Source organism: Nocardia sp. NPDC056564, assembly GCF_042793755.1.
Classification (GTDB): domain Bacteria; phylum Actinomycetota; class Actinomycetes; order Mycobacteriales; family Mycobacteriaceae; genus Nocardia.
This window is the reverse complement of record NZ_JBHTUR010000027.1, coordinates 19912-43279: the sequence shown is the minus strand read 5'-3', so window position 1 is coordinate 43279 and position 23368 is coordinate 19912. Positions and strand designations below refer to the sequence as shown.

Sequence of the window (23368 nt, the reverse complement as noted above, 5' to 3'; positions counted from 1 at the left end):
CGGAGGGCGGATGATGATCATCGCGATACCCGGACCCCTCCGGCGCATGCAGCTCCAGCGAATATGCACCGCTAATGCATCAAAGCAGCAAATGGAATATCTCGAAAACCACCGACCATTCGGCGGTGCCGGGGTGCTTGGCCTTGGGGTCGATCGCGACGAATGTCTGCGCGAGCGCCATACTGAGCCCGCCGGCGATCAGCGGCAGCCTGCGCTCGGTCTCCTGCGCCAGCGCCACGTCCAGCGGCGGACGGGCGACGAGTTGGTCGAGCAGCGGTTGCAGCTCGATCTCCTCATCCAGCTTCTCGAAGCGATGGATGCTCTGTTGCAGGCCCGCGGTGATCGGCAGATCCCATGGTTCGATCACGTCGCGCACGTTCGCCTTCGCCGACGCCTTGGCAACGAGGAACAGGTCGTAGATCTTCTCGTCGATGAACTCGTCATAGCGCTTGAGATCGTTGTGGTGCACCTGCAGCCCGGCCGCGGCGCGGAAGAAACGCTGAAATTTGACCACACCCATGATCGGCATTTCGGTCAGCTCCTCTCGAGATATTCGTGAATGTGGCGCACCGCCATCGACCCTTCACCGACGGCGGACGCGACCCGTTTGACCGAGCCGCTACGGACATCGCCCACCGCGAAGACGCCGGGCCTGCTCGTCTCGAGCGGTAGCGGCCGACGGCCGGAATCGTGCTGATCCCCGGCCGGGTACACCGCGTCCAGGCCGGTGCGGACGAAGCCGTGCGCGTCGAGCGCCACCGCGTCCCCCAACCACTGGGTGCACGGCATCGCGCCGATGAAGACGAACAGTGCCCGCACCGGGATCGTCGCTCGCTCCGCGGTGCGGTTGTTCTCGACCTCGACGGCATCGAGCTCGCCGACCCCGATCACCTCGCGCACCTCGGTGTTGCGGTGCACCGTCACCCGCGGGTGCTGCTCGATCCGTTCGACCAGGTATCGGGACATGCTCTTGCCCAGATCACCGTCCCGGATCAGCAGGTGCACGTGCTCGACCCGGCCGGCGAGAAACACCGTTGCCTGCCCGGCGGAGTTGCCGCCGCCGACGATCGCCACCGGGTCCACGCCGCACATCGACGCCTCCTGATGGGTAGCGGCGTAGTACACACTGGTGCCTTCGAAGCGCTCGATCCCGGTGACGGCGAGTCTGCGATAGCGGGCGCCGGTGGCCAGGACCAGGGTGCGCCCGAGCAACGCCCCGCCACCGGCCAGCCGCAGCAGTTGGTGGCCGTCCTCGGCCTCCAGCCCGACCACCTCCGCGGACACCAGCAACCGAGCACCGAACTTTCCGACCTGGATGACCGCCCGCTCGGCTAGTTCGGTGCCCGAGATGCCTGCGGGAAAGCCCAGGTAATTCTCGATGCACGAGGAGGTGCCCGCCTGCCCGCCCGCCGCGATCGCCTCCAGCACCGCGGTATCGAGCCCGTCCGAAGCGCCGTACACCGCGGCGGCCAAACCGGCCGGGCCGGCGCCCACCACGATGAGGTCGCACACTTCACGCAGCGTGTCCGGGACCGGGAGGCCGACCAGGCGCGCCAGTTCCGCGTTCGTCGGATTGCGCAGCACGCGCTCGCCCCGCCAGATGACGACCGGCGTGTCCTCGGCTCCGACGCCGAGAGCGCACAGGAGCTGTTCGGCCCGCGTGTCACGCTCGAGGTCGATCCAGTCGTGCGGCAATCGGTTTCGCATCGCGAACTCGCGCAGCCGCCGGGTGTCGGGTGAATAGCAGGAACCGACGATCCGGAACCCGGTCACCATGCCGAGCAGCCGGAGGCGGCGGATCAGATACGCACGCAGAATGAGGTCGCTGAGCATCGGATCGTATTCGACCAGTGCGCGTATGCGGTCGACCGGGACGACCAGCACCTCGCCGTCCTCGATCATCTCCGCGGTGTAGAACGCGACCTGCCCCTCCAGCAGGCCCAGCTCGCCGAGGAACCGGCCGGGCCCGTGCACACGCAGCACCCGGCGCTCCCCCGCGTCGTCGTCGACGATCGCGACGGTGCCGGACAGGATCACGAAGAACTCATCGCTGGGCGCGCCGCCGCGAACCAATACCTCACCGGCGTGCACCGGCCGCCGGGTACCGCCGACGGCAAGCGTCGCCACTTGCGCTGCCGACAATCGCGGAAACGCGCCCACGTCATCGGGAGTTTCGACGCTCATCAGACGAAGTTCTGGTGAACGTAGCACCAGCGCCAAGTCTCGCCGGGCTCCATCGATTGCACGATCGGATGGCCGACTCCCTCCGCGTGCGCTCGCGCGTGCCGCATCGGGGACGAATCACAGCAGCCGACATGCCCGCAGGTCAGGCACAGCCGCAGATGCAACCACGGCGTGCCGAGCCGGAGGCATTCTTCGCACCCCTGCGGGGTCCGCGGCACCACCGATCGGATCGCCGCGACGTGGGGGTCAGTATGGATCGAAGTCATGCGTTCACGTCCTTATCCGTTCGGTCGGACAGGCTTTGGTCCAGCCATCTCCGCAGTTCCGGCATCGGAGCGGCGCCGGCCTGCCGGGCCAGCACCTCGCCGTGGTCGAGTATCAGCAGCGTCGGCACGGCCCGGACGACGAACCGCTCGGCGGTGCGGGGGGCGGCATCGACGTCGACCTTGACCAGCTTCAGCCGGCCTGCCCGCTCGGTCGCGAGCTGTTCGAGGGCCGGGCTGACCAGCACACAGGGCCTGCACCAGGTCGCCCAGAGGTCGACAAGGACTGGCACCGAGGACTTCTCGGTCACCTCGGTGAAGTCATCGTCGCCCGCCGCGACGATCCAGGGCAGCGAGGTGTGGCAGTTCCCGCAGCGCGGTGTGCCGGTCGCCACGGCCGGAACCCGGTTCGATTTCCCGCAGTTAGGGCATTTGATCTTCGCGATCTCCATGGTCCTACCTCGTTTTCAGGCCGCGGCCGCGGGCGCGGTGTACGCGACGGCGAGATCGTCACCGGCCACGGTGACCGTGACGGTGCCGCCCTGACCGATGTCGCCGCGCACGAGTGCCCGGCCGATCTTCGTCTCGACCTCGTGCGCGATGTAGCGGCGCAGCGGCCGCGCGCCGTACACCGGATCGAATCCGCGCTGGGCGATGAGCCTGCGCGCCTCGGGGGTGATGTCGAGCGTGATCTGCCGTTCGGCCAGGCGGCGTCGGAGTTCTTCGAGTTGCAGCACGACGATGTGCTCGATCTGCGGCAGCGTCAGCGGCGTGAACAGCACGATGTCGTCCACGCGGTTGAGGAACTCGGGGCGGAAGTGCCCGCGCAGCTCGGCGAGCACCCGATCCCGCGCGTCCGGCTTGATCTCGCCGTCGGCGGTGACCCCGTCGAGGAGATGATGGGAGCCGATGTTCGAGGTCATGATCACCACGGTGTTGCGGAAATCGACGTGCCTGCCTTGCGAATCGGTGATCCGGCCGTCGTCGAGCACCTGCAACAGCGTGTTGAAGACGTCGGCGTGCGCCTTCTCGATCTCGTCGAACAGCACCACCGAGTACGGCTTGCGGCGCACCGCCTCGGTGAGCTGCCCGCCCTCGTCATAACCGACGTAGCCGGGCGGCGCGCCGATCAACCGGCTGACCGTGTGCCGCTCCTGGTACTCGCTCATGTCCAGGCGCACCATGTTGTCTTCGCTGTCGAAAAGCGTTGCGGCCAAGGTCTTCGCGAGTTCGGTCTTGCCGACGCCGGTCGGGCCGAGGAAGATGAACGACCCGATCGGCCTGCGTGGATCGCGGATGCCCGAACGGGCCCGGATCACCGCGTCGGCGACGAGTTGCACCGCCTCCTCCTGCCCGATCACCCGCTCGTGCAGGATCTCGTCGAGCCGCAGCAGCTTCTCCCGCTCGCCCTCCTGTAGCCGCGCGACCGGGATTCCGGTCCACGCGGCGACGATTTCGGCGATCTCGTCCTCGGTGACCACCTCGCGCAGCAGCGGCTGCTTGCCCTGCTTGGTCTGCAATTGTTCCTCTGCCGCTTGCAGATTGCGTTCCAGCTCGGTGATCTCGCCATAGCGCAACTCGGCCGCGCGGTTGAGGTCGTAGTTGCGTTCCGCCTCCTCTGCTTCGTGGCGCAGTCGCTCGAGTTGTCCACGCAGTTCCTGGACTCGGCGGATCGCCTGCCGTTCGGCCTCCCACTGGGCGTGCCGCGCGTCGGCCTCGGCCCGCACATCGGCGAGTTCGCGGCGGAGCTCCTCGAGGCGAGCCTTGCTCGCGGCGTCGGTCTCCTTGGACAGTGCCGCCTCTTCGATCTCCAGCCGGGTCACCTTCCTGGTGAGTTCATCGAGTTCCGCAGGCATCGAATCGATTTCGGTGCGCAGCCGCGCGCACGCCTCATCGACCAGGTCGATGGCTTTGTCCGGCAGGAAACGGTCGGTGATGTACCGATGCGACAGGGTCACCGCGGCCACCAGCGCGCCGTCCTGGATCTTCACGCCGTGGAACACCTCGAGGCGTTCGCGCAGGCCGCGCAGGATGGACACCGCGTCCTCCACGCTGGGCTCGTCCACCAGCACCGTCTGGAATCGGCGTTCCAGTGCCGCATCGGATTCGATGTGCTTGCGGTACTCGTCCAGGGTGGTCGCGCCGATCATGTGCAACTCGCCACGGGCGAGCATCGGCTTGAGCATATTGCCCGCGTCCAGCGAACCGTCCCCGCCGGACGATCCGGCGCCGACCACGGTGTGCAGTTCGTCGACGAAGAGCAGGATGCGCCCCTCGGCCGCCTTCACCTCGGACAACACCGCCTGCAGCCGCTCCTCGAACTCGCCGCGATACTTCGCCCCCGCGACCAGCGAACCCATATCGAGGGAGAAGATCGTCTTGTCGCGCAGGCCTTCCGGGACGTCACCGCGCACGATGCGCTGAGCCAAGCCCTCGACGATCGCGGTCTTGCCGACGCCGGGATCACCGATCAATACCGGGTTGTTCTTGGTCTTCCTGCTCAAAATCTGGGTCACCCTGCGGATTTCGGCGTCCCGGCCGATCACCGGGTCCAGCTTGCCCGCGCGGGCTTCGGCCACCAGATCGCGGCCGTACTTCTCCAGCGCCTCGTAAGCGCCCTCCGGAGTAGCGGAAGTCACCCGCTGATTACCCCGAACCGTGGTGAGCGCTTGCAGGAACGACTCCCTGGTGATGCCCTGCCCCGCCAGGATCCGACCCGCCGCGGTGCCCGTGCCCTCCTCGGCCAATGCCATGACCAGGTGTTCCACCGAGACATAGGAGTCCTTGAGCCGCTTGGCTTCGCGCTCCGCCGATGCCAGCAGCGCGGCCAATCGCCGGGTGACCATCACCTGCCCCGGCGCGGCGCCGGGACCGCTCACCTTGGGCCTGCGGGCCAGCTCGCGATTCAGCTCGGCGCGCACCGCGTCGAGGTCCGCGCCCGCCTGGTCGAGCAGCCGGGGCACCAGTCCGTCCGGCTGGTCGACCAGGGCGAGCAGCAGATGCTCGCCGTCGACCTCGCTGTGCCCCAATCGCGTCGCCACGTTCTGCGCTTCGCTCAGGGCTTCCCGAGACTTCTCCGTCAGCGTGCTGGTGTCCATCGGGACGCCCTCCTTCGAGGATCGGCTTCGAGTTCATCGATTCGGTTCAGCAGATCGAGCACCAACCCGATTGCCGCGTAGTTCAATCCGAGCCCGGACCGTAAGCGCTGGATTCGGGCGACCTCGGCCACCGCGGACGGTTCGAAGCGGAGATCGGCGCCGTCGCGCGCACCGTCGAGCAGCCCGAGCGCGACCAGCCTGCGCACCAGGCTCGGATGCAGGCCGCAGCGCCGGGAGAACTCGTCGAGCCGCATGCCCGCTCGCCGCACGATCACGTATTGCCGGGCGGGTGCGCTCATTGCTCTCTCCTCGGATCGAAGGTCGACGCGGCGGCCAACTGCTCGAACAGCTCACGTTCGCGCGCGGTCGGTTTCGCCGGCACCATGACCTTGACCTCGGCGTACAGGTTGCCGTCGGCGCCGCGGGGATTCGGCATGCCCGCGCCGCGCAGGCGCAGCTTGCGTCCGGTCGAGGAGCCCGGCGCCACTTTGACTTTCGCCTCGCCGCTCGGCGTCGGGATCGCGACCGTCGCGCCCAGCGCCGCTTCCCACGGGGACACCGGCAGGTCGAGGTAGATGTCGCGACCGACCAACCGGAAGCGCGGGTGCGGCTTGATGTGCACGACGAGGTAGAGATCTCCGGCAGGCGCGTCGCCGCTGCCCCGGCCGCCCTGGCCGGCCAACCGGATCCGCTGCCCGTCGATGACTCCGGCCGGGATGTCGACGTCGTAGGTGCGCTCACCGAGCCGCAGCTTGCGCTTGCCGCCGCGGTAGGCCTCCTCGACGGTCAACTCCAGGGCGGCCTCCTGATCGGCGCCGGGAATCGGTCCGTATCCGCCGCCTCGCCCACCGAAGATGTCGCCGAAGATGTCACCGAAGTCGACGTCGCCATCGAAACCGCGACCGAAGTGAACCCGGGTCCCGCCGGCCCGGCCGCCGCGGAATCCGCCGGCCGCCGCGCCGGCCGGTTCCTCGTAGTCCTCCGGCACCCGCCGGAAGTCCGCACCGAAGCGGTCGTAGCGACTCCTCGTCGCCGGATCGGACAGGACCTCGTAGGCCTCACTGACCTCCTTGAACCGATCCTCCGCCGCCGGGTCGGCGTTCACATCCGGGTGATATCGCCGCGCCAGCTTGCGATACGCCTGCTGGATCTGGTCCTTGTCGGCGTCGCGAGGAACCCCGAGGATCTCGTAGTAGTCGCGCGCCATCGACGCTCACCCCTCGCGACTGCTGACGATCACGGCCGCCGGACGCAACTGCTGTCCGTTCTCGCCGTACCCGGGGCGCAGCACCTCGACGACGGTCCCCGGCGGGAGATCGGGGCGGTCGACCACGCTGACCACCTCGTGCAGTTCCGGAGCGAACGGGACGCCCACCTCCGAATGCCTTGGGTAGCCGAGCTGTTCGAGGACCTGCACCGCCTGGTCCCGGATCGCCCGCACGCCGGCGACCAGCGGGTCCGTCTCGCTGTTCGCGTGCGCCAGCGCCAATTCCAAGTTGTCCAGCATCGGCAGCCAGGCGCCGCTGACCTTCGCTCGTTCGCCCGCCCGCTCTCGATCGAGATCCCTGGCGTAGCGCTTGCGCAGGTTGTCCAGATCCGCGGCGGTGCGTCGCCAGCGATCCTCCCACTGGGCGATCTCGGGATCGGGTTGTTCCTGCTCGGCAGGCTCCGGGCCTGGGGCGTCGGTGATCGACTGGTCTGCGGAGGTTTCCATCACGAACCTCCTCAGCTCCGGTCGAACTCGGCGTCGATCACGTCGTCGTCACCGGGCGCGCCCGCTCGCGCACCCGCGTAGCTGGACTCTCCGTCGCCGCCACCGGATGCCGTGGGCTGCAACCCGTACACCAATTGCTGTAGCTCCGAGGTGAGCGACTGCACCCGGTCGAGCGGCTCTTCCTCCTTGACCGCGCGTCTGGCGTCGGCGATCAGCATCTCGGCGCGTGCGCGCTCATGCGGCGGCGCGCTGTCGCCGAGTTCGGCCAGCCGCCGTTCCACCTGGTACGCAGCGGAATCCAGCGCGTTGCGGGCATCGACCGCCTTACGCAGTTGTTCGTCCTCGCGCCGATGCTGCTCCGCCTCGGCCAGCATCCGGTCGACCTCGCTCTGGCCCAGATTGGACTGCTCGCTGATCGTGATGCTCTGCTCCTTACCGGTGTCCTTGTCCCGCGCCGTGACATTGAGGATGCCGTTGGCGTCGATGTCGAAGGTGACCTCGACCTGCGCCTGGCCACGCGGCGCAGGCCGGATGTCCTCCAGCCGGAACCGGCCGAGCACGCGGTTGTCGGCGGCGCGCTCCCGTTCACCCTGGAGCACAACCACATCGACGGCGGGCTGGTTGTCCTCCGCGGTGGAGAACACCTCGCTGCGCCGGGCCGGGATGGTGGTGTTGCGTTCGATGATCTTCGTCATCACCCCGCCCTGGGTCTCCACGCCCAGCGACAGCGGCGTGACGTCCAGCAGCAGCACGTCGGAGACCTCGCCCTTGAGCACGCCCGCCTGCACCGCCGCCCCGAGCGCGACCACCTCGTCCGGGTTGACGCTCATGTTCGGGTCCTTGCCGCCGGTCAGCCTGCGCACCAACGCCTGCACCGCCGGGATGCGCGTGGAACCACCGACCAGGATCACCTCGTCGATGTCGTTGGCGGTGGCCTTGGCATCGGCCATGGCCTGCTCGACCGGGCCGAGGCAGCGCTGCACCAGATCCGCGGTCAGGTCCTCGAACTTCGAGCGCATGAGCGTGGTGGTGAGGTGCTTGGGTCCGTTCGCGTCGGCGGTGACGAACGGCAGATTCACCTGCGTCTGCGTCACCGAGGACAACTCGACCTTGGCCTTCTCCGCCGCCTCGAAAAGTCGTTGCAGCGCTTGCGGATCCGCGCGCAGGTCGATGTGCTCGGCGCGCTGGAACTCGTCGGCGAGATAGTCGACGATGCGCCGGTCGAAATCGTCACCGCCCAAATGCGAATCGCCCGCGGTGGAGCGGACCTCGACCACGCCCTCACCCACATCGAGCAGGCTGACATCGAAAGTGCCACCGCCCAGGTCGAATACGAGCACCGTCTCGTGGGTCTGCTTGTCCAATCCGTAGGCCAGCGCGGCAGCGGTCGGCTCGTTGATGATGCGCAAGACCTCGAGTCCCGCGATCCGGCCTGCGTCCTTGGTGGCGTTGCGCTGCGCGTCATTGAAATAGGCGGGCACGGTGATCACCGCTTCCTTGACCCGCTCGCCCAGGTACTTGCTCGCGTCGTCGACCAGTTTGCGCAGCACCAGCGCGCTGATCTCCTCGGGCGCATACAGTTTGCCGCGCACATCGAATCGGGCGACGCCGCCCTCGCCCTCGACCACGTCGAAACTCACCGCCTTGGCTTCCGCCGAGATCTCGTCGAAGTGGCGCCCGATGAATCGCTTCGCCGAATAGATCGTGCCCTTCGGATTCAAGATCGCCTGTCGGCGGGCGAGCTGACCCACAAGGCGCTCACCGCTTTCGGTGAACGCGACCACCGATGGCGTGGTGCGCGCCCCCTCGGCATTGGCGATCACCACCGGCTCCCCGCCCTGCCAGCTCGCGATAACCGAATTCGTCGTGCCCAGATCGATTCCTACAGCAGTGGCCATATCAATTCCTTCGGATCGGCGCGACCGCCCGGCCGCCGGATACTCGACACCGCCAATCCTCCCGACCCGGCCCGAACCACGAAACGGCCCCGCGAGGTGAAAAACCCGGCCCGATTCGCCCTGTCCGGACAGGGGCTACGGACCTGCGGGGCATGCTCATCCCGCTGCCCGGCACAATGCCGACATGATCACCGATGACGCCGTTTACCTCGACGGACAGCTGCGGCCCGAGCTCCGGGCGACGGGTTCGGACGCCAGCCACAAGGTGCCCGGGGCATTCGCTTGGATCGGTGTTCGGGATCTCGACGACGATGATCTCGCCCGTCTACACCGAGCGGTCGGCCTGGATCCGGTCTTGCTGTCCAAGGCGCATCGAGAGCTGCCACGTCCAGGCCTGGAGGTGCAGGGCGAGACCGTCGTCATCGCGATGCCGACGGGCCATTTCGATCCCGACCGCATCTCGCTCGACGTCGGGGATGTATTGCTCGCCGTAGGAAGGGATTTCATCGTCACCGTCGGCGCCGAGTTCGCTCTGCCGACCACATCGGAAACCCCCACCGATCTCGCCGGCGGCCCGCTCGCCGCATTCCGCCTCGTCCTCGACTTCATCATCGACGGCTATCTGGACCTGCTCGACCACCTCGATCGTGAGATCAAACAGGTCGAGGGCGAAGTCTTCTCCACCGGCGGCGCAAACCCGGTCGAACAGATCTACCGGCTACGACGCCTGCTGATGGAATTCGAACAAACCACGTCCCCACTCGTCGACGAACCCCTCGAACGCCTGGCCCGCCGCCGCCTCCCCGCCTGGATCGCCGACGACCCCTACAGCACCGACATCGGCGAACAAGCCCTGCACGAAATCGACCGCCACTTCCGCCACATCGACAACCGCGTCCGCGCCCGCCGCGAACTCCTCGACGGCGTCCTCAACGCCAACCTCACCCAGGTCGGCATCCGCCAAAACGAAGACATGCGCAAGATCTCCGCCTGGGTAGCCACCGCCGCCGCCCCCACCCTGGTCGCCGGCATCTACGGCATGAATTTCGAAGGCATGCCCGAACTCTCCTGGACCTACGGCTACCCCGCCGCCCTCACCCTGATGATCGCGCTCGCCACTTTGGTGCATGTGCTTTTTCGACGGAAAGGGTGGTTATGAAACCACCTGATCCCGGCCGGGCCCTCAGGAGAACTCCAAATAATCGGCCAGCTCCAAGAGGTCCTGGATGTCGGGCTCGAAACCGTAGATCATCGCGTGGCTCTGCAGACCGTGCGCCTCGGAGCGAATGATCTCCGGGTCGAGTTCATCAGCAAGGTGCGAAAGCTCGGCGAAGATCACGCGTTCCGCATCGGGGCGGACGCTGCTGAGGTCTATGCCGAGGAGCAGAGCGTGGTCCTCAACCGTGTCGAGATCGCCTAGGGTCTCGATACTCGCCAGAGCCCTTGCGCATAGATCGCTTGCGGTGTCGGACACATCGGCCCAATTCAGGTGGCGCTTCATCCCAGCCGCGAAGGCGAGGCCGCGCGCTACCGGCACGGTTTCGTTGCCTGAAAGGAGCTCTCCGACCTTATCGCAGACCCATTCGCTGTCGGTCCGACGTCCGTACATACCGAGAAGCGCGGCAGCGTCGTTGAGCTTCAACAGATACTCAGAGGTGTTGGAAACCGACAGTTCCATCTCCGCATATCGTTTGACTCGATCGACGATCTCGATTCTGTGCTTCCGGAGCACGTCACCCAGTACCGGGCGAATCCTGGTACGGAGGTCTGGACCTGCCGAAAGATCTCCACTGGCGTAGGCAAGTTCTACCAGCTGCTCGAGTGTCTGCGCGTTGTCGATGCGCTCGCCGGCCATAGCGGAATCGTCTAGGCGGCCTTGGATGAAGCCGCGCAGCCCCGGATTTGCCAGCGCGACTGTTAGGCCGGCCGGTTTTCCACTGACGGAAATCCACATGGGCGTCAACGATTGCCATGTCGCGACCCAATCCTTGGCAGGTGTTGCGGGGGCGACAAGCCGACGCAACTCGTTCATCGAGACGTAGCGCGGCGCGAGCGTCGCCAGAGTAAGCACGATTTCTGCCGAGAGACCGTCGAGCATTGCCCAGCTGCTAGCCCAGATGTACTCAGGGTCATCGAGTGCGGCTGTGAGCTGTTCGAGCGCTTCATCGACTGTAACGTCGTCCGCGAACTGTTCGCAGACTGCCTCGATGACCCGCGGATTGAACGATTGATGCCGAATTATGCTGATGATCCGGCGATCTCGATCGAGGACAGCCCGGTCTTCGACAGACAACCCGGAAAATAGGAGATGGGTCAGCAAAATTTGCTTCCTGACCAGGTCGGGCCAGTTCTCTACCGAAATCTCGTATCGATACTTCCGATCTTTCGCCAGCCGTTGTAATGATCTGTCACCAAACGACTCGGCCCGGCTCAAGACTTCGCTCGATGAGATGACAATCAAGCGCTTATTGGTGTCGCGGCGCTGAGCGATCGCGGACACCAGTCTTTGTATACTGGCAGCGTTTTCATTGGCAAAAGGCGAGAGCGCCGCCTCACCGAGCGGATCTGAAAGCAAAAAGAACTGCCGCGTTGCATCCTGGCGCCGTAGCAGCTGCCAACACTGGTTCGGGTCGCTGGAGCCCCCGATCACATTCCAGCCTTCATACGCTCGCTGCAATGCCAGAACCTCTGCCAAGTAACTCTTCCCGACACCGGGCGCTCCGGTCAGGACGCACACACCCGCATCGTCGAGCGCCTTCGCCACCTGATGAAAATCTGGTGTATCAACCCAAAACCGTGCGCGGCGTGCAATGTCCTCGAGGAGCTCGAATGACTGGTTCCACCATTGATTGCCTACGATCGTCTCGAGTACTGCCGCTGAGGAGAGCCACAGCTTGAAGTGGCGACGTTCGACATCCGATTCGATATCGAGTGCCGCGTTGAGTTCATCGGGACCCCAGACATCTTTCTGCGGGATGCCGAAGATATTCATGATCTCGGCCTCTGTCGCCGCATTCACCGGATGCGAGGTTACAAAAATATACCGATTCGCCTTTATAAAACCATCTTTCGCGGTTTCATTTTTTGCCGCTGAAATCAGTTTGGAGCGATCGGATTTCAGATAATGCTTACACTGCACAACTATGCGATGGCCATCCGGCCGAACCTGAAGGAGGTCAATCCCCCGATCCACGCCGGACGGGTAGGCATGCAGATCCAGCCCGAGCCGCGCGTTCAGGATGTCGCGCACCAGATACTCGAAGTCCACGTCGGATAATGTGTGGAAGTCGTAGTCTGGCAAAACTGCTCACCCCTGGTCGAAAGTCCACTGTCATTGCATTGCGACGCAGAATCTTTCATAATCTTGCCATAATGATCCGACTCCGGCTCACGATGGGGGATACCAACTTTGCGCGTCCAGCTGATCGGCCTCGGCCTCGTTGCCGCGGACGAGCCTCATCGTGAGCCATATCTCGAACGTGTGATCGAAAACGAGGTTCAAGGCTTCTTTCTCGACCACATCAAGGCACTCCGCTCGATGTCCGAAAAGCCCGACGCCCCGCCCCACGCCCGCTTCATCGACCCCGAGGCGCAGGCGGTCTTTCATACGTTGCACTCCGGTGACGACGAACAATTCTCCACGTCGGCGGGTGCACTCACCAAGCGTTTGGTTGAACGGATGAACGGCCGCACTCCCAGGGGTCTACTCGCCTGCGTCCGCGCGGATGGTGACGCCGGACGGGTCACTGCCGTCATGAAGCTGCAGATCGACTCGTCGCGCGGCACTCGGCTCGAGCAGCTCGCTTCCGGCGAGGTCCGCTTGGCCGCAGTAACCAATCTGGTGCGCGAACAGCCGGGAAAACTACAGAAGGGGATCCTGCTCGCGAGCGACATGCCCGCCGAGGAAGTCCTGTGCGGCGACACCTTGGAGCATCAATCTCGTTATTTCCCAGAGGCATTCGGTATCCAGGTCTTCGCGAAACCCCGACAGGGCCTGGCCGGCTTGATGCAGGCGGTCGCCGAATACAACCCCGACCTGGTACCCGACGTGGTGGAAACATTGCCACAGGTCTCCTCCGGATCTGCCCGCTCCGTGCTGACGGAGCTGGGCGAACACGTCACCGACCTGGACACCGACGCGCAAACGCGCATTCTCAGCAGCCTGACGGATGCCTCCCGACCCATCGCTCAGATCGACACCGCACGAGGAGTCGACGCGAAGATCGAATTCGACGGCCTGATCATCAAGGGACCCGCAGACATCTTCCATAGCAGGGTCTTGGTCCGCCCAACACTGGGCGGCACACACGAAATCGTCATTGCAGTCGACAGCAGGCCCGAGATCACCTATCGCCCAGGGCGATCTAATCCTGGCCAGCACCGCACCGACACCCCCCGCTCGAACCCAACCAACAGCTGAGCTGCTCAACGAGAGCTGCAGGCAGCCCGATCATCCACGTGCGCCAACATATCGGTGCCTGAAGCAATCGACGGGCGGGCGAGCCATCGCGCCGGAGTACTCCGCTCAGGCCCTTACCAACAGCGGCAGAGGCGGTCGGCGGGCCACTCAAGGCAGGCCCGCGAAAACGTCCAGGGGGTGCAGCTTCGAGAACTGGCGAACTGGGTCGGGGTTCGGACCCGAAGGCGTCGAGAGCTGGCGAACCCGGGTGGGGGTCCGGGGGCGCGGCTTCGGGTAGGCGAACCCGGGAGGGGTCCGGGGGCGAAGCCCGCCGGGCAGGGTGTGGGGGTTGCACCCCCACAAAACACGCGGAACGCGAAAACGGCTCATGCTCTCTATGAGCATGAGCCGTCTAGCGTGGAGCTAAGGGGAATCGAACCCCTGACCTTCTCGATGCGAACGAGACGCGCTACCAACTGCGCTATAGCCCCGTGCGGCTCCGGAGAACCGCGCTGTGTCACTGTAGCAAAGGTTGCCGCGAGACTCCGAATCGCGTGGTCTAGCTGGGGTTTTTCGGAGTTACGCCGGTGTGGTTATTCGCCTGCGGCGCGGCGCATGTCGTTGCCGCCGGTGCGGTCGCGCAGGGCGCGGGCGGTGGCGGGGTCGAAGGGGTCGAGGTGGTCGAACATGGGGTCCTCGTCGTCGGTCTCCAGGAGGGCGGAGCGGCGGCGTAAGGCGCGGGCGGTGTCGCGGTCCATGGCGGCGCGGGCGGCGTGTGATTGCCGGGGGCCGGGGTGTTCGCCGAGTTGTTCGGCGCGGCTGAGGCGGGCGGCTCGGCGGCGGCGGATGTCTTCTTCTATCCGTACCTGCTTGCGCAGGTAGGTGAGGTAGCCGACGAGGACGACGGCGGCGAGGCCGCAGCCCCACCAGAAGTGCGGGGAAAGGGCGACGGCGAGGCCGCCGAACAGCAGGCCGGCCAGCACGAGGCCGAGGACGGCGCGCTGGCGGAAGGTGTAGCGGGCGGCGCGGGCGATGGCGTCGGCCTCGGGGTCGTAGCCGCCGCGACCGCGGCGGGTGGGGACGTAGTCGAGGTCGTCGGGGTCGTAGTCGTCGCGGGGGCGGCGCGTGGCGCGCTCGGGTTCGTCGTCGTCGAAGTAGTCGTCGTGCTCGACGCGCGCGGGAGCGGTGGAGGGCGCGGGGGGTATCCGGGCCGCGACCGGTTCGGTGCGCTGTTCGCCCACCTCGTCATCATCGACCGTGTCGTCGTTCCGCGCAGCGAGTTCGTCGTCGGAATCGGCTTCCGCGCTTACGGTTTCGTCGTCGGACGGCTCGGCATCCTGGTCCGCCGGGGTTACTTCGTCGAGTTCGGTGTCGTCGAGTTCGGCGTCAGCGATGTCCGGATCGGGGTGGGATGCCGCGGATTCGGCGATCGCCGGTAGGTCACCTTCGGTGACTGGTTCGTCGGCCGGTGTTGTCATCCGGTCCTCCGCATCATCGCTGTGGGCATGCTTTCTCTGTGCGCGGCGAGGCCGCCAGTTGGGGTCGGTTTCGTGGCCTGCGGCCGGTCCACTCTTGGTGCGCCGCTTGGAATCTCCGCGGACGAGCACGCGGGTGGCGAGGGCGGCGTCGGTGGTGCGCCGGATCCTCGGGTGCCGGTCGGCGAGAATGGGGAACAGGACGAAGACCCAGAGCACGACCAGTCCGATCCACAGGATTGAATTCGGCATCTCGGTCAGCACCTCCGTCCCGGCCTGGTTTGGTCCGTTCGGCCGGCGAGCGGTGCGCAGCACGCCCCGCGTCCGCCCGGCTTCCGTCCGTCGCTGCGGCATGGACGCCGGTCGCCTCGCAGGCTCCCTGCCGAGGGTGCAGGACGCACCTCCGACGTCCGTAGGTTAATTCCGGGACGCGCCGAGATACGGCAGGCGCGCCGTGCACACCCGCCACACCTGTCACAAAGCCACCAATTCTGCCGCGCGTCGGATGCGCCGGGCGTGTCCGTATTGCACGATTATCCGGGTAGAACGGCCCGGCCCTCCCGCACCAGCCGGTCGACGACGGTGCCCATCAGTTCCTCGACGGTGATCCCGACCAGCAGATGATCGCGCCAGGCGCCGTCCACGTCGAGGTATCGCCGCAGCAGTCCCTCCTCGCGAAAACCGACATTGCGCAGGACCGCCTGGCTGGCCAGGTTTTCCGGCCGCACGGTCGCCTCGACCCGGTGCAGGCCGATCGGGCCGAAGCAATGGTCGAGCCCGAGCGCCAACGCGGCGGTCGCGACCCCTTGACCGCTGAGTTCTTTGGCGACCCAGTAGCCGATCCAGCCCGAACGCAGCGCGCCGCGCACGATATTGCCGACGGTCAGCTGCCCGCTGAACGCGCCGTCCACCTCGATCACCAGCGGGATCATCGCGCCGCGCCGGGCCTCGGCCTTCAGGCTCGACCACAGCGACGGCCAGTTGGACGCGTGGTTACGCGCCTCCCACGCCCCGCGACCGGTCGGCTCCCACGGCTCCAGATGCGCCCTGTCCTGCAGGCGGATTCGGCTCCACGCGGCGGCGTCGCGCAGCCGCACCGGACGCAGCGTCACCTCGCCCGCGCTGACCCGGATCGGGCCGAGACGCGCGGGCCAGCCGGGATGCTGGGTGACCCGGAACATGTTCATCGCCTCCACGCCTCAGCCGCGCTGTGCGAGAAAAGCGACCCGGACCTCGTCACCGGTGCGAATCTCGGTGTCGTCGGGATCTATCACGATCAAGCTGTTCGCCTCGGCCAAGGTGGCCAGCAGGTGCGACGAGGCGCCCGCGCCCCCGCCGAGTGGTTGCACGAGGTAGTCACCGGTGGCCTCGTCGCGCATGAGTTGCGCGCGCAGGTAGCCCTTGCGACCGGCCATCGAGCTGATCGGCGTGATGGTCCTGGCCATGATGATCCGGCGCATCGGATGCCTGCGCCCCAACGCGATTCGGATCAGCGGACGCACCATCACCTCGAACACGACCAGCGCGCCGACCGGGTTGGACGGCAGCAGGAAGGTGGGCACCTCATCGCGCCCGAGCCGGCCGAAACCCTGCACCGAGCCGGGATGCATGGCGACGCGGGCGATTTCGAGTTCGCCGAGCCCCTCGAGCGCCTCGCGTACCTGATCGGAAGCCCAGCCGCCGACCGCGCCGGCGATGACGACGACCTCCGAGCGCACCAGCTGCCCCTCGACCACGTCGCGCAGCCTGCGCGGATCGGCGCTCACGATGCCGACCCGGTTGACGTCCGCGCCCGCGTCCCTGGCCGCGGCGGCGAGGGCGTAGGAGTTCACGTCGTACACCTGGCCGGGACCGGGCGTCCGGTCGATATCGATGAGTTCGCCGCCGACCGAGATCACCGACAAGCGCGGCCGCGGATGCACGAGCACCTTGTCCTGCCCGACCGCCGCGAGCAATCCCACCTGGGCCGCGCCGATGATGGTGCCCGCGCGCACGGCGACATCGCCGGGCTGCACATCGTCGCCGATGCGCCGCACGTAGTCGCCGGACCGGACCGGCTCGTAGATCTTGATCTTCGCCCGGCCGCCGTCGGTGAAGTCCAAGGGCAGCACGGCATCCGCGAGCGTCGGCAGCGGCGCGCCGGTGTCGACCCGGACGGTCTGGCGCGGCTGCAACCGGATCGGCTGGCGGGATCCGGCGATCACCTCGCCGACCACCGGCAGCGTCAGGTCGACGAGTTCGTCGTCCTCGTTGCGGATGTCGGTGCCCGCGGCGGCCACGTCGACGCTGCGCACCGCGTAACCGTCGATCGCCGCCTGGTCGAATCCGGGCAGCGGTCGTTCGGTGACGACGTCCTCGGCACACAGCAGGCCCTGGGCCTCGGAAATCGCGACCCGGACCGGCCGAGGGGCGACCGCCGCGGCGGTCACCTTGATCTGCTGATCCTCAACCGAGCGCATCCAGCCCTTCCTGATCTCTCCGCACACCTGTGATTCCACCGCGCGATTTCGCTTCGGCACAACCCTTTAGGCGCGCGTGATGGTGAACCATCATTGGTACCCGACGGCCCACTATCGAGGAAACCCGACGCCTCAGTCGTAGGTCGTCAGCTGCGGATCCCAGTCGGGACCGAGCCGATGCTCCAACCACTCCCGGAGGGCGGGGCCGTATTCGTCGCGTTCCAAAGCGAAATCGACCGCAGCACGAAGATAGCCGCCCGGGTTGCCCAAATCGTGGCGCGACCCACGGTGCACCACCACATGAACGGGATGACCTTCGGCGATGAGCAGCGCGACGGCGTCGGTGAGTTGCAATTCGCCGCCCGCGCCGGGCTCGATTCGGCGCAGCGCGTCGAAAATCGCGCGGTCCAACAGGTATCGGCCGGCCGCGGCGAAGGTGGACGGCGCTTCGGCGAGCGCGGGCTTCTCCACCATGCCCTTGACCCGCAGCACATTCGGGTTCACCGCGTCCGGCACGGTCTCCACGTCGAATACGCCGTAGGCGCTGACCTCGTCCTTGGGCACGTCGATGGCGCACAGCACGGTGCCGCCGCGCTTGCGCCGCACCCGGCACATCACGTCCAGCACGCCCGCGGGCAGCACCAGGTCGTCCGGCAGCAGCACGGCGATGGCGTCCTCGTCGTCGTCGAGCACCGCCTCGGCCTGCGCGACCGCGTGGCCGAGGCCGAGCGGTTCCTCCTGCACGACCGAGGTCACGTCGAGCAGCCCCGGCGCCCTGCGCACCTTCTCCAGCAGCTGGAACTTGCCGCGCTCGGCGAGGGTGCCCTCCAGCACGAGATCCTCGACGAAGTGCGCGACGACACCGTCCTTACCCGGTGAGGTGACGATCACCAGCCGCTGGGCGCCGGACTCGGCGGCCTCGGTGGCGACGAGTTCGATGCCGGGGGTATCGACCACCGGGAGGAGTTCCTTGGGCACCGTCTTGGTCGCGGGCAAGAATCGCGTTCCGAGCCCGGCGGCAGGCACCACGGCCGTGCGAAAGCACGACTCCAGCGGTACATCGCCGGGCTGTCCGGCCTTTGCTGTCATGCGCATACCCTATCCATCGTCGCAGCCCCTGACTCGGCGTCGAGCCGACCGGTATTCCGGTCAGCCTATGGTGATCGCCATGGAGATGCCCGGTGAGCGCGATAAACATGCATGGCGCACCGAAATTCTTGCTCGACGGGCGGCGATGACCGCCGAAGAGCAGGCGATGAACAGCCTCGCGCTGGTGGCGGCCGTCGGGCGGCTCACGGTGCCGGAGTGGGTTTGCGCGTATGTTCCCGTGCGCGGCGAACCGGGGTCGACGCAGATGCTGGACGCCCTGCGGACGGCGGGCGCGCGGGTGCTGGTTCCGGTGACCGGACCACCGGGGCCGCTCGATTGGGCGGAGTACACCGGGCGGGACAGCTTGCGGCGAGCCCGTTTCGGTCTGCTCGAACCGGTCGGCGAATCGCTGCCCAGTACCGCGATCGCCTGGGCGGAGCTGATCTTGGTGCCTGCGCTCGCGGTGGATCGGCGCGGGGTGCGGCTCGGGCGCGGTGCGGGGTACTACGACCGGACGCTCTCCGCCGCGCGGCCGGACGCACGGTTGGTCGCGGTGGTCGGCGACGCGGAACTCGTGGACCGGCTGCCCGAGGAGCCGCACGACTCGCGCATGGGCTGGGCACTCACCCCCGGCGGCGGCCTGCAACGGCTTGGCGAAGATCACGCCCCGGAATGAAAGGTAGATTGGCAACGTTGGCACTGTCGGCTGTAGAGTGCCAGAGGACTAACTCGCGGAGGATGCTGTGCCAACTTACTCGTATGCGTGCACCCAGTGTGACAACCGCTTCGACATCGTTCAGTCCTTTTCCGACGATGCGCTGACGGTGTGCCCGGAGTGCTCCGGAAAGCTGCGCAAGCTGTTCAATTCGGTCGGCATCGTGTTCAAGGGCAGCGGTTTCTACCGCACCGACAGCCGCGGCGGCGCGTCCACCGCGAGCGAGCCGGCGAAGTCCGACAACGGCTCGAAGGAGTCGAGTTCGTCGACCTCGTCCAGCTCGGATTCCGGCTCGTCCAACGGCAGCAGCACCACCGCCAGCACGGCCGTGGCCAGCTGATTCGCCGAATTATCCACAGTCCCTCAGTTATCCACAGCTAGCCCTTTTCCCGGGCGGACGGGTGTGGCCGCGGTCATAGGATCCGGCCATGACTCGCCCCTTCGCCGATCTCGGTACGCGGTTTCCGACGTGGCATCGACCACCTTGGGCGGACAGCCTGCTGCTGCGCCGGCTCCTCGCCGGCGGCCTGGCCTTCCTCGCGGCGGCGTTGTTCCTGCGCGGCGACCCCGGCGCCGAACGAACGCCGGTCGTCGTCGCCGGCCACGATTTGGCGCCGGGCCAGGTACTCGAAGCGAATGATCTTCGATCGGCTCCTCGTGAATCCACCGCACTGCCCGACGGTGTCGTGCGCGATCCGGCCGAGTTGATCGGCGCCACCTTGACCGGGGCCATGCGCGCCGGGGAGGTATTCACCGATATCCGAGTCGTCGGGCCGCGCCTGGCCGCCGTCGCGACCGGCGCGCGCGACGCGCGGATCGTGCCCATTCGACCGGCCGACACCGCCGTCGCCGAAATCCTGCGCGCCGGTGACCGGGTGGATGTGGTCGGCGGTGAGGAGCAGGGTTCGCGACCCGCCCGCACGCTCGCCACCGACGCGGCGGTCATCCTGGTGTCCGGGCCGGGCGACGGGCGCGCCACGAAAGAGCGCGTGGTCTTGGTCGCGATGGACGCCGAACATGCCACCGCGGTCGCGGCGGCGTCGCTGCATACCGCGCTCACCGTTGTCTTCCATTGAGTTGTCCGCACATTTGCCATCAAGGTCAACTAGCATCGGCGATACCGAAGGCGTCGACCGCCGAGCACGACTTTGTCAGCTCCACACGTAGAGGAGATATCGGCAATGCTCAAGGGTTTCAAGGATTTTCTATTCCGCGGAAACGTTGTCGACCTGGCGGTGGCGGTGGTCATCGGCACCGCGTTCGTCGCGATCGTCACCGCATTCACCAATGGCATCGTCAACCCGATACTGGCCGTATTCGGCGGCAACAATGAACTCGGTCTCGGTTTCCAGCTCGTTGCCGACAAACCGGCGACCTTCGTCCAGGTCGGTCCGATCATCACCGCCGCGATCAATTTCGTGATCATCGCCGCGGTGCTGTACCTGGTGCTCGTGCTGCCCGCGCTGCACGTGAAGAAACGGTTCAGCAAGGACGCGGTGGAGCTGAGCGACACCGAACTGCTCATTCAGATCCGCGACCTGCTCGCCGAGGGCCAGCGCAGCGCGGGCGGAAAGCACGAGTCCTGAAAAGACTTGCGCGGGAACAGGAAACGGGCCCGCCGCGATAGCGACGGACCCGTTTACCTTGGGCTGATTGATATTCGAGATCAGCCGAGGCTGAAAGGCTGTCCCCACAGGACAACCCAGGTGATGACGTTGTCGGTCTCCACCTCGACCTTCACGAACGAACGAGCCTGCGCGTAACCGCCGCAACCGGACAGACCGATGGTCTCGTCGGCCCAGGTGGTCGAAGCGCTCGCGCCCTTGAACGCCCAGCTCTTCTTGTGCACCTCGTTACCGAAGTCGTCGGCCTTTTCCCGGTCGATGACGTAGAACGAGGTCGCCTGGCCGGGGCCGAGCGACAGGTTGGCGCCGGTGGTGGCGCCGATCTTCGGGCTCTTGCCCTCCCAGTCGGTGCCGGCGGTCATGCCGCCTTCCGCGCCACCGCCGTCGATGTTGACCTGGCAGGCGACGACGTAGCCCGGGATGATCGCGCCACCCTTCGCACCCTGGATATCGACCGACGCGGAGCCGGAGACCCACGCGTTGCGGTGTACCGGGGTCGAGCCCATGGACGGGCTGATGTTGGCCGACTCGTTGGTCAGCCGGACCGTCACCACGGTGCCGTCGGACAGCGTCTTGACGAGTTCACCGCCCGGCAGCGGGATGAAGGTATCGGCGCTGGCGGCGCCGGTGGAGAACAGCCCGACCGCCATCGTGGCGGCGGCGCAGAGCCCTGCCGCCCGCGCGAGTTTCTTTCGGTTGATCATTGTATGTGTGTCCTAAGGGATCGAATTCGCTTCAGCGAGAACAGAGATGACAGATCCGGCGGGCTCAGCCGATGCTGAACGGCGCACCGTAGAGGGTGGTCTTGGAGTAGTTGTCGCCGATGATCTCGACGACGGTGTAAGACCTGGCCTGGGCGTACCCGGCACAGCCCTGGATCTCGATCTCGGCGTCTTGGTACTCGACCGAGTAGACGCCCGGCTTGGTGATGTCCTTGCTGTCGATACCGACGAACTTGACTTGTCCCGGGCCCAGTTTCAGCCCGATGGAGCCGCCCGCGGTGGCGCCGCTGAGATTGATGCCACCGGAGATGCCCGCGGAAATCGCGTTGTCGGCGATGCTGACCTGGCAGCCGACGATGTAGCCGGTGTTCAGCTGCGACGTTCCGTGCGTCGAAGAATTGTTGGTGCCCGGGGCGCCGGTGGCGCCGTTGTTGGGTCCGGCCTTGCCTTCAGGCGTCACGCTGACATCGGCGACGGCGTTACCCGACACCCACACCACGCGCCCCGCGCCATTCGCCGCCAGCGACGGCGAGATCAAGGCGTGCTCACTGTTGCGCGAGATGGTGACGCCGGGTCCGATCTTCTGGCCGTCCGGCAACGGCACAAAGGTATCGGCGTTCGCGGCGCCGGTCGAAAGCAGGCCCATGGCCACGGCAGCCGCAGCGCCGGCGCCCGCGATGCGGACCCCTCGATGCAGACCCCTGGTGCGGATCTTGCTCATACTTCCCCTCATCAGGTTCTAGCGGTCGACCCCGGGTTGTCGAGGCCGAGTTAACCCCTTTCAGGCCGGCCGCACCTGGTGGAATGTTCTGTCCATCAGGTGATGAGCCGTCCATCCCGTCATAGGACGATCTCGGGTGGGGCTTATGTTATTGGTTTCCGCCGGAGTTCTCAGAGATTTCGAGTATGTTACTGCGAATATGTTCGCCAAAAAATGTTGGGGGACAACACTTTTGCACACGAAACTAGCCCGTCGCATAGGGCGCGACGGGCTGGTTTCGTGAACGTGCGAAGTGCGTTACTCCACTCGATCAGCCGAGGCTGAACGGAGCTCCCCACAGCGTCACCCAGGTGACCACACTGTCGGTTTCGACCTCGACATTGATGAAGGCACGCGCCTGCGCGTAACCGGCGCAACCGGTCAGGCCGATGGTCTCGTCGGCCCACGTCACCGAGCCGCTGGTGCCCTTGAACTTGTTGCGCTTCTTGTGCGCCTCGTTGCCGAAGTCGTCGGCCTGCTCGAGATCGAGCACGTAGAACGACTTGGACTGGCCGGGGCCGAGCGACAGGTTGCCGCCGCTGTTGGCGCCGACACCGCCGGTGACGTTCTGGCCGTCACTCCAGTCGACATTGCCCTCGACGCCGCCGGTGGCGCCGCCGCCGGCGATGTTGACCTGGCAGCCCACGGTGTAGCCCGGGAAGATCGCGCCGCCGGCCGCACCGGACAGCTCGACCTGCGCGCTGCCGGAGACCCACGCGTTGCGGTGCACCGGGGTGGAACCCATGGACGGGTTGATGTTGGCGGACTCGCCGACCAGCTTGATCGTCACCACGGTGCCGTCGGACAGCGTCTTGGTGATTTCACCGCCGGGCAGCGGGACGAAGGTATCGGCGTTCGCGGCGCCGGTGGAGAACAGGCCCAAGGCCATGGTGGCAGCGGCGCCGACACCGGCCATCCGCGCCAAGTTCTTACGGTTGATCATTTGTACTACCCCTCGAGGGATTGA

23 protein-coding genes and 1 tRNA gene are annotated in these 23368 nt (G+C 66.5%); 6 read left to right on the top strand and 18 right to left on the bottom strand.

Translation table 11 applies throughout. From position 1 onward, the window contains the following. Positions 1-79: 79 nt before the first annotated feature. Genes ACFQ9K_RS40660 through dnaK form a run of 9 tightly spaced genes read right to left on the bottom strand, consistent with a single transcriptional unit; the run spans position 80 to position 9157 of the window. Complete coding sequence (locus tag ACFQ9K_RS40660; protein WP_378716025.1) at positions 80-520, bottom strand: DUF1931 family protein; 441 nt, start codon at positions 518-520, stop codon at positions 80-82. Between the two features lie 14 nt (positions 521-534). Then, entirely contained in the window at positions 535-2184 is a 1650-nt protein-coding gene (locus ACFQ9K_RS40655; RefSeq protein ID WP_378715921.1) for an FAD-dependent oxidoreductase, read from the bottom strand. Next, the gene (locus ACFQ9K_RS40650; protein ID WP_378715918.1) at positions 2184-2450 is read right to left on the bottom strand and encodes a UBP-type zinc finger domain-containing protein; all 267 of its coding nucleotides are present in this window, start codon (positions 2448-2450) and stop codon (positions 2184-2186) included. The genes ACFQ9K_RS40655 and ACFQ9K_RS40650 overlap by 1 nt, the downstream gene beginning before the upstream one ends. Beyond that, entirely contained in the window at positions 2447-2899 is a 453-nt protein-coding gene (locus ACFQ9K_RS40645; RefSeq protein WP_378715916.1) for a thioredoxin family protein, read from the bottom strand. The genes ACFQ9K_RS40650 and ACFQ9K_RS40645 overlap by 4 nt, the downstream gene beginning before the upstream one ends. A 15-nt stretch (positions 2900-2914) precedes the next feature. Beyond that, positions 2915-5545: an ATP-dependent chaperone ClpB gene (gene clpB / locus ACFQ9K_RS40640; protein ID WP_378715913.1), complete on the bottom strand. Its 2631-nt coding sequence runs from the start codon at positions 5543-5545 to the stop codon at positions 2915-2917. Further along, positions 5527-5844, bottom strand: a complete 318-nt coding sequence (locus ACFQ9K_RS40635) for a chaperone modulator CbpM (RefSeq protein WP_378715912.1) — start codon at positions 5842-5844, stop codon at positions 5527-5529. Before ACFQ9K_RS40635 ends, clpB begins: the two co-directional genes overlap by 19 nt. After that, entirely contained in the window at positions 5841-6752 is a 912-nt protein-coding gene (locus ACFQ9K_RS40630) for a DnaJ C-terminal domain-containing protein (protein WP_378715910.1), read from the bottom strand. The genes ACFQ9K_RS40635 and ACFQ9K_RS40630 overlap by 4 nt, the downstream gene beginning before the upstream one ends. Before the next feature lie 6 nt (positions 6753-6758). Further along, positions 6759-7259, bottom strand: a complete 501-nt coding sequence (locus ACFQ9K_RS40625; protein WP_378715908.1) for a nucleotide exchange factor GrpE — start codon at positions 7257-7259, stop codon at positions 6759-6761. An 11-nt stretch (positions 7260-7270) separates the two neighbouring features. Beyond that, positions 7271-9157 (bottom strand): molecular chaperone DnaK, encoded by a 1887-nt coding sequence (dnaK, locus tag ACFQ9K_RS40620; protein WP_378715906.1) that lies wholly within the window; start codon positions 9155-9157, stop codon positions 7271-7273. 184 nt (positions 9158-9341) lie between these two features. Here dnaK and ACFQ9K_RS40615 point away from each other — a divergent pair, with 184 nt between their 5' ends. After that, on the top strand, positions 9342-10316 hold the full coding sequence (locus ACFQ9K_RS40615; RefSeq protein ID WP_378715905.1) for a CorA family divalent cation transporter: 975 nt from the start codon (positions 9342-9344) through the stop codon (positions 10314-10316). A gap of 24 nt (positions 10317-10340) precedes the next feature. Here the strand turns inward: ACFQ9K_RS40615 and ACFQ9K_RS40610 are convergent, their stop codons facing one another. Continuing rightward, positions 10341-12425 (bottom strand): restriction endonuclease, encoded by a 2085-nt coding sequence (locus ACFQ9K_RS40610; RefSeq protein WP_378715903.1) that lies wholly within the window; start codon positions 12423-12425, stop codon positions 10341-10343. A gap of 141 nt (positions 12426-12566) precedes the next feature. Here ACFQ9K_RS40610 and ACFQ9K_RS40605 point away from each other — a divergent pair, with 141 nt between their 5' ends. After that, the gene (locus tag ACFQ9K_RS40605) at positions 12567-13577 is read left to right on the top strand and encodes a hypothetical protein (protein WP_378715901.1); all 1011 of its coding nucleotides are present in this window, start codon (positions 12567-12569) and stop codon (positions 13575-13577) included. 397 nt (positions 13578-13974) lie between these two features. On the opposite strand, the gene ACFQ9K_RS40600 is transcribed toward ACFQ9K_RS40605, so the two are convergent. The 5 genes from ACFQ9K_RS40600 to ACFQ9K_RS40580 form a co-directional block, all read right to left on the bottom strand. After that, positions 13975-14047 (bottom strand) — tRNA-Ala (locus ACFQ9K_RS40600). A 102-nt stretch (positions 14048-14149) separates the two neighbouring features. Beyond that, complete coding sequence (gene glpR, locus ACFQ9K_RS40595) at positions 14150-15283, bottom strand: gephyrin-like molybdotransferase receptor GlpR (RefSeq protein ID WP_378715899.1); 1134 nt, start codon at positions 15281-15283, stop codon at positions 14150-14152. Between the two features lie 281 nt (positions 15284-15564). Continuing rightward, positions 15565-16218, bottom strand: a complete 654-nt coding sequence (locus tag ACFQ9K_RS40590) for a GNAT family N-acetyltransferase (protein WP_378715896.1) — start codon at positions 16216-16218, stop codon at positions 15565-15567. Between the two features lie 12 nt (positions 16219-16230). After that, positions 16231-17490, bottom strand: a complete 1260-nt coding sequence (glp, locus tag ACFQ9K_RS40585; RefSeq protein ID WP_357381761.1) for a gephyrin-like molybdotransferase Glp — start codon at positions 17488-17490, stop codon at positions 16231-16233. A gap of 132 nt (positions 17491-17622) precedes the next feature. Beyond that, positions 17623-18579: a UTP--glucose-1-phosphate uridylyltransferase gene (locus tag ACFQ9K_RS40580; RefSeq protein WP_378715892.1), complete on the bottom strand. Its 957-nt coding sequence runs from the start codon at positions 18577-18579 to the stop codon at positions 17623-17625. A gap of 67 nt (positions 18580-18646) precedes the next feature. Here ACFQ9K_RS40580 and ACFQ9K_RS40575 point away from each other — a divergent pair, with 67 nt between their 5' ends. The 4 genes from ACFQ9K_RS40575 to mscL all read left to right on the top strand — a co-directional run bounded on the left by ACFQ9K_RS40575 (position 18647) and on the right by mscL (position 20880). Then, the gene (locus tag ACFQ9K_RS40575; RefSeq protein WP_378715891.1) at positions 18647-19255 is read left to right on the top strand and encodes a 5-formyltetrahydrofolate cyclo-ligase; all 609 of its coding nucleotides are present in this window, start codon (positions 18647-18649) and stop codon (positions 19253-19255) included. 67 nt (positions 19256-19322) lie between these two features. Further along, positions 19323-19634, top strand: a complete 312-nt coding sequence (locus ACFQ9K_RS40570) for an FmdB family zinc ribbon protein (RefSeq protein ID WP_378715889.1) — start codon at positions 19323-19325, stop codon at positions 19632-19634. Positions 19635-19722: 88 nt separating this feature from the next. After that, on the top strand, positions 19723-20370 hold the full coding sequence (locus ACFQ9K_RS40565; RefSeq protein WP_378715886.1) for an SAF domain-containing protein: 648 nt from the start codon (positions 19723-19725) through the stop codon (positions 20368-20370). Between the two features lie 105 nt (positions 20371-20475). Then, positions 20476-20880, top strand: coding sequence for a large conductance mechanosensitive channel protein MscL (gene mscL / locus ACFQ9K_RS40560; RefSeq protein WP_378715884.1), 405 nt, complete (start codon positions 20476-20478; stop codon positions 20878-20880). 80 nt (positions 20881-20960) lie between these two features. Here mscL and ACFQ9K_RS40555 read toward each other — a convergent pair whose 3' ends face one another. The 3 genes from ACFQ9K_RS40555 to ACFQ9K_RS40545 form a co-directional block, all read right to left on the bottom strand. Beyond that, a complete protein-coding gene (locus tag ACFQ9K_RS40555) occupies positions 20961-21623 on the bottom strand; it encodes an MspA family porin (protein ID WP_378715882.1) in 663 nt (220 codons plus the stop codon). A gap of 64 nt (positions 21624-21687) precedes the next feature. After that, positions 21688-22362, bottom strand: coding sequence for an MspA family porin (locus ACFQ9K_RS40550; RefSeq protein WP_378715880.1), 675 nt, complete (start codon positions 22360-22362; stop codon positions 21688-21690). Between the two features lie 310 nt (positions 22363-22672). After that, positions 22673-23344 (bottom strand): MspA family porin, encoded by a 672-nt coding sequence (locus ACFQ9K_RS40545; protein ID WP_150402042.1) that lies wholly within the window; start codon positions 23342-23344, stop codon positions 22673-22675. Positions 23345-23368 lie beyond the last annotated feature (24 nt).

Coding starts and splice junctions, on each gene's coding strand:
- ACFQ9K_RS40660 (WP_378716025.1), bottom strand. CDS start 520: ATGGGTGTGGTCAAATTTCAGCGTTTCTTCCGCGCCGCGGCCGGGCTG.
- ACFQ9K_RS40655 (WP_378715921.1), bottom strand. CDS start 2,184: ATGAGCGTCGAAACTCCCGATGACGTGGGCGCGTTTCCGCGATTGTCG.
- ACFQ9K_RS40650 (WP_378715918.1), bottom strand. CDS start 2,450: ATGACTTCGATCCATACTGACCCCCACGTCGCGGCGATCCGATCGGTG.
- ACFQ9K_RS40645 (WP_378715916.1), bottom strand. CDS start 2,899: ATGGAGATCGCGAAGATCAAATGCCCTAACTGCGGGAAATCGAACCGG.
- clpB (WP_378715913.1), bottom strand. CDS start 5,545: ATGGACACCAGCACGCTGACGGAGAAGTCTCGGGAAGCCCTGAGCGAA.
- ACFQ9K_RS40635 (WP_378715912.1), bottom strand. CDS start 5,844: ATGAGCGCACCCGCCCGGCAATACGTGATCGTGCGGCGAGCGGGCATG.
- ACFQ9K_RS40630 (WP_378715910.1), bottom strand. CDS start 6,752: ATGGCGCGCGACTACTACGAGATCCTCGGGGTTCCTCGCGACGCCGAC.
- ACFQ9K_RS40625 (WP_378715908.1), bottom strand. CDS start 7,259: ATGGAAACCTCCGCAGACCAGTCGATCACCGACGCCCCAGGCCCGGAG.
- dnaK (WP_378715906.1), bottom strand. CDS start 9,157: ATGGCCACTGCTGTAGGAATCGATCTGGGCACGACGAATTCGGTTATC.
- ACFQ9K_RS40615 (WP_378715905.1), top strand. CDS start 9,342: ATGATCACCGATGACGCCGTTTACCTCGACGGACAGCTGCGGCCCGAG.
- glpR (WP_378715899.1), bottom strand. CDS start 15,283: ATGCCGAATTCAATCCTGTGGATCGGACTGGTCGTGCTCTGGGTCTTC.
- ACFQ9K_RS40590 (WP_378715896.1), bottom strand. CDS start 16,218: ATGAACATGTTCCGGGTCACCCAGCATCCCGGCTGGCCCGCGCGTCTC.
- glp (WP_357381761.1), bottom strand. CDS start 17,490: ATGCGCTCGGTTGAGGATCAGCAGATCAAGGTGACCGCCGCGGCGGTC.
- ACFQ9K_RS40580 (WP_378715892.1), bottom strand. CDS start 18,579: ATGACAGCAAAGGCCGGACAGCCCGGCGATGTACCGCTGGAGTCGTGC.
- ACFQ9K_RS40575 (WP_378715891.1), top strand. CDS start 18,647: ATGGTGATCGCCATGGAGATGCCCGGTGAGCGCGATAAACATGCATGG.
- ACFQ9K_RS40565 (WP_378715886.1), top strand. CDS start 19,723: ATGACTCGCCCCTTCGCCGATCTCGGTACGCGGTTTCCGACGTGGCAT.
- mscL (WP_378715884.1), top strand. CDS start 20,476: ATGCTCAAGGGTTTCAAGGATTTTCTATTCCGCGGAAACGTTGTCGAC.
- ACFQ9K_RS40555 (WP_378715882.1), bottom strand. CDS start 21,623: ATGATCAACCGAAAGAAACTCGCGCGGGCGGCAGGGCTCTGCGCCGCC.
- ACFQ9K_RS40550 (WP_378715880.1), bottom strand. CDS start 22,362: ATGAGCAAGATCCGCACCAGGGGTCTGCATCGAGGGGTCCGCATCGCG.
- ACFQ9K_RS40545 (WP_150402042.1), bottom strand. CDS start 23,344: ATGATCAACCGTAAGAACTTGGCGCGGATGGCCGGTGTCGGCGCCGCT.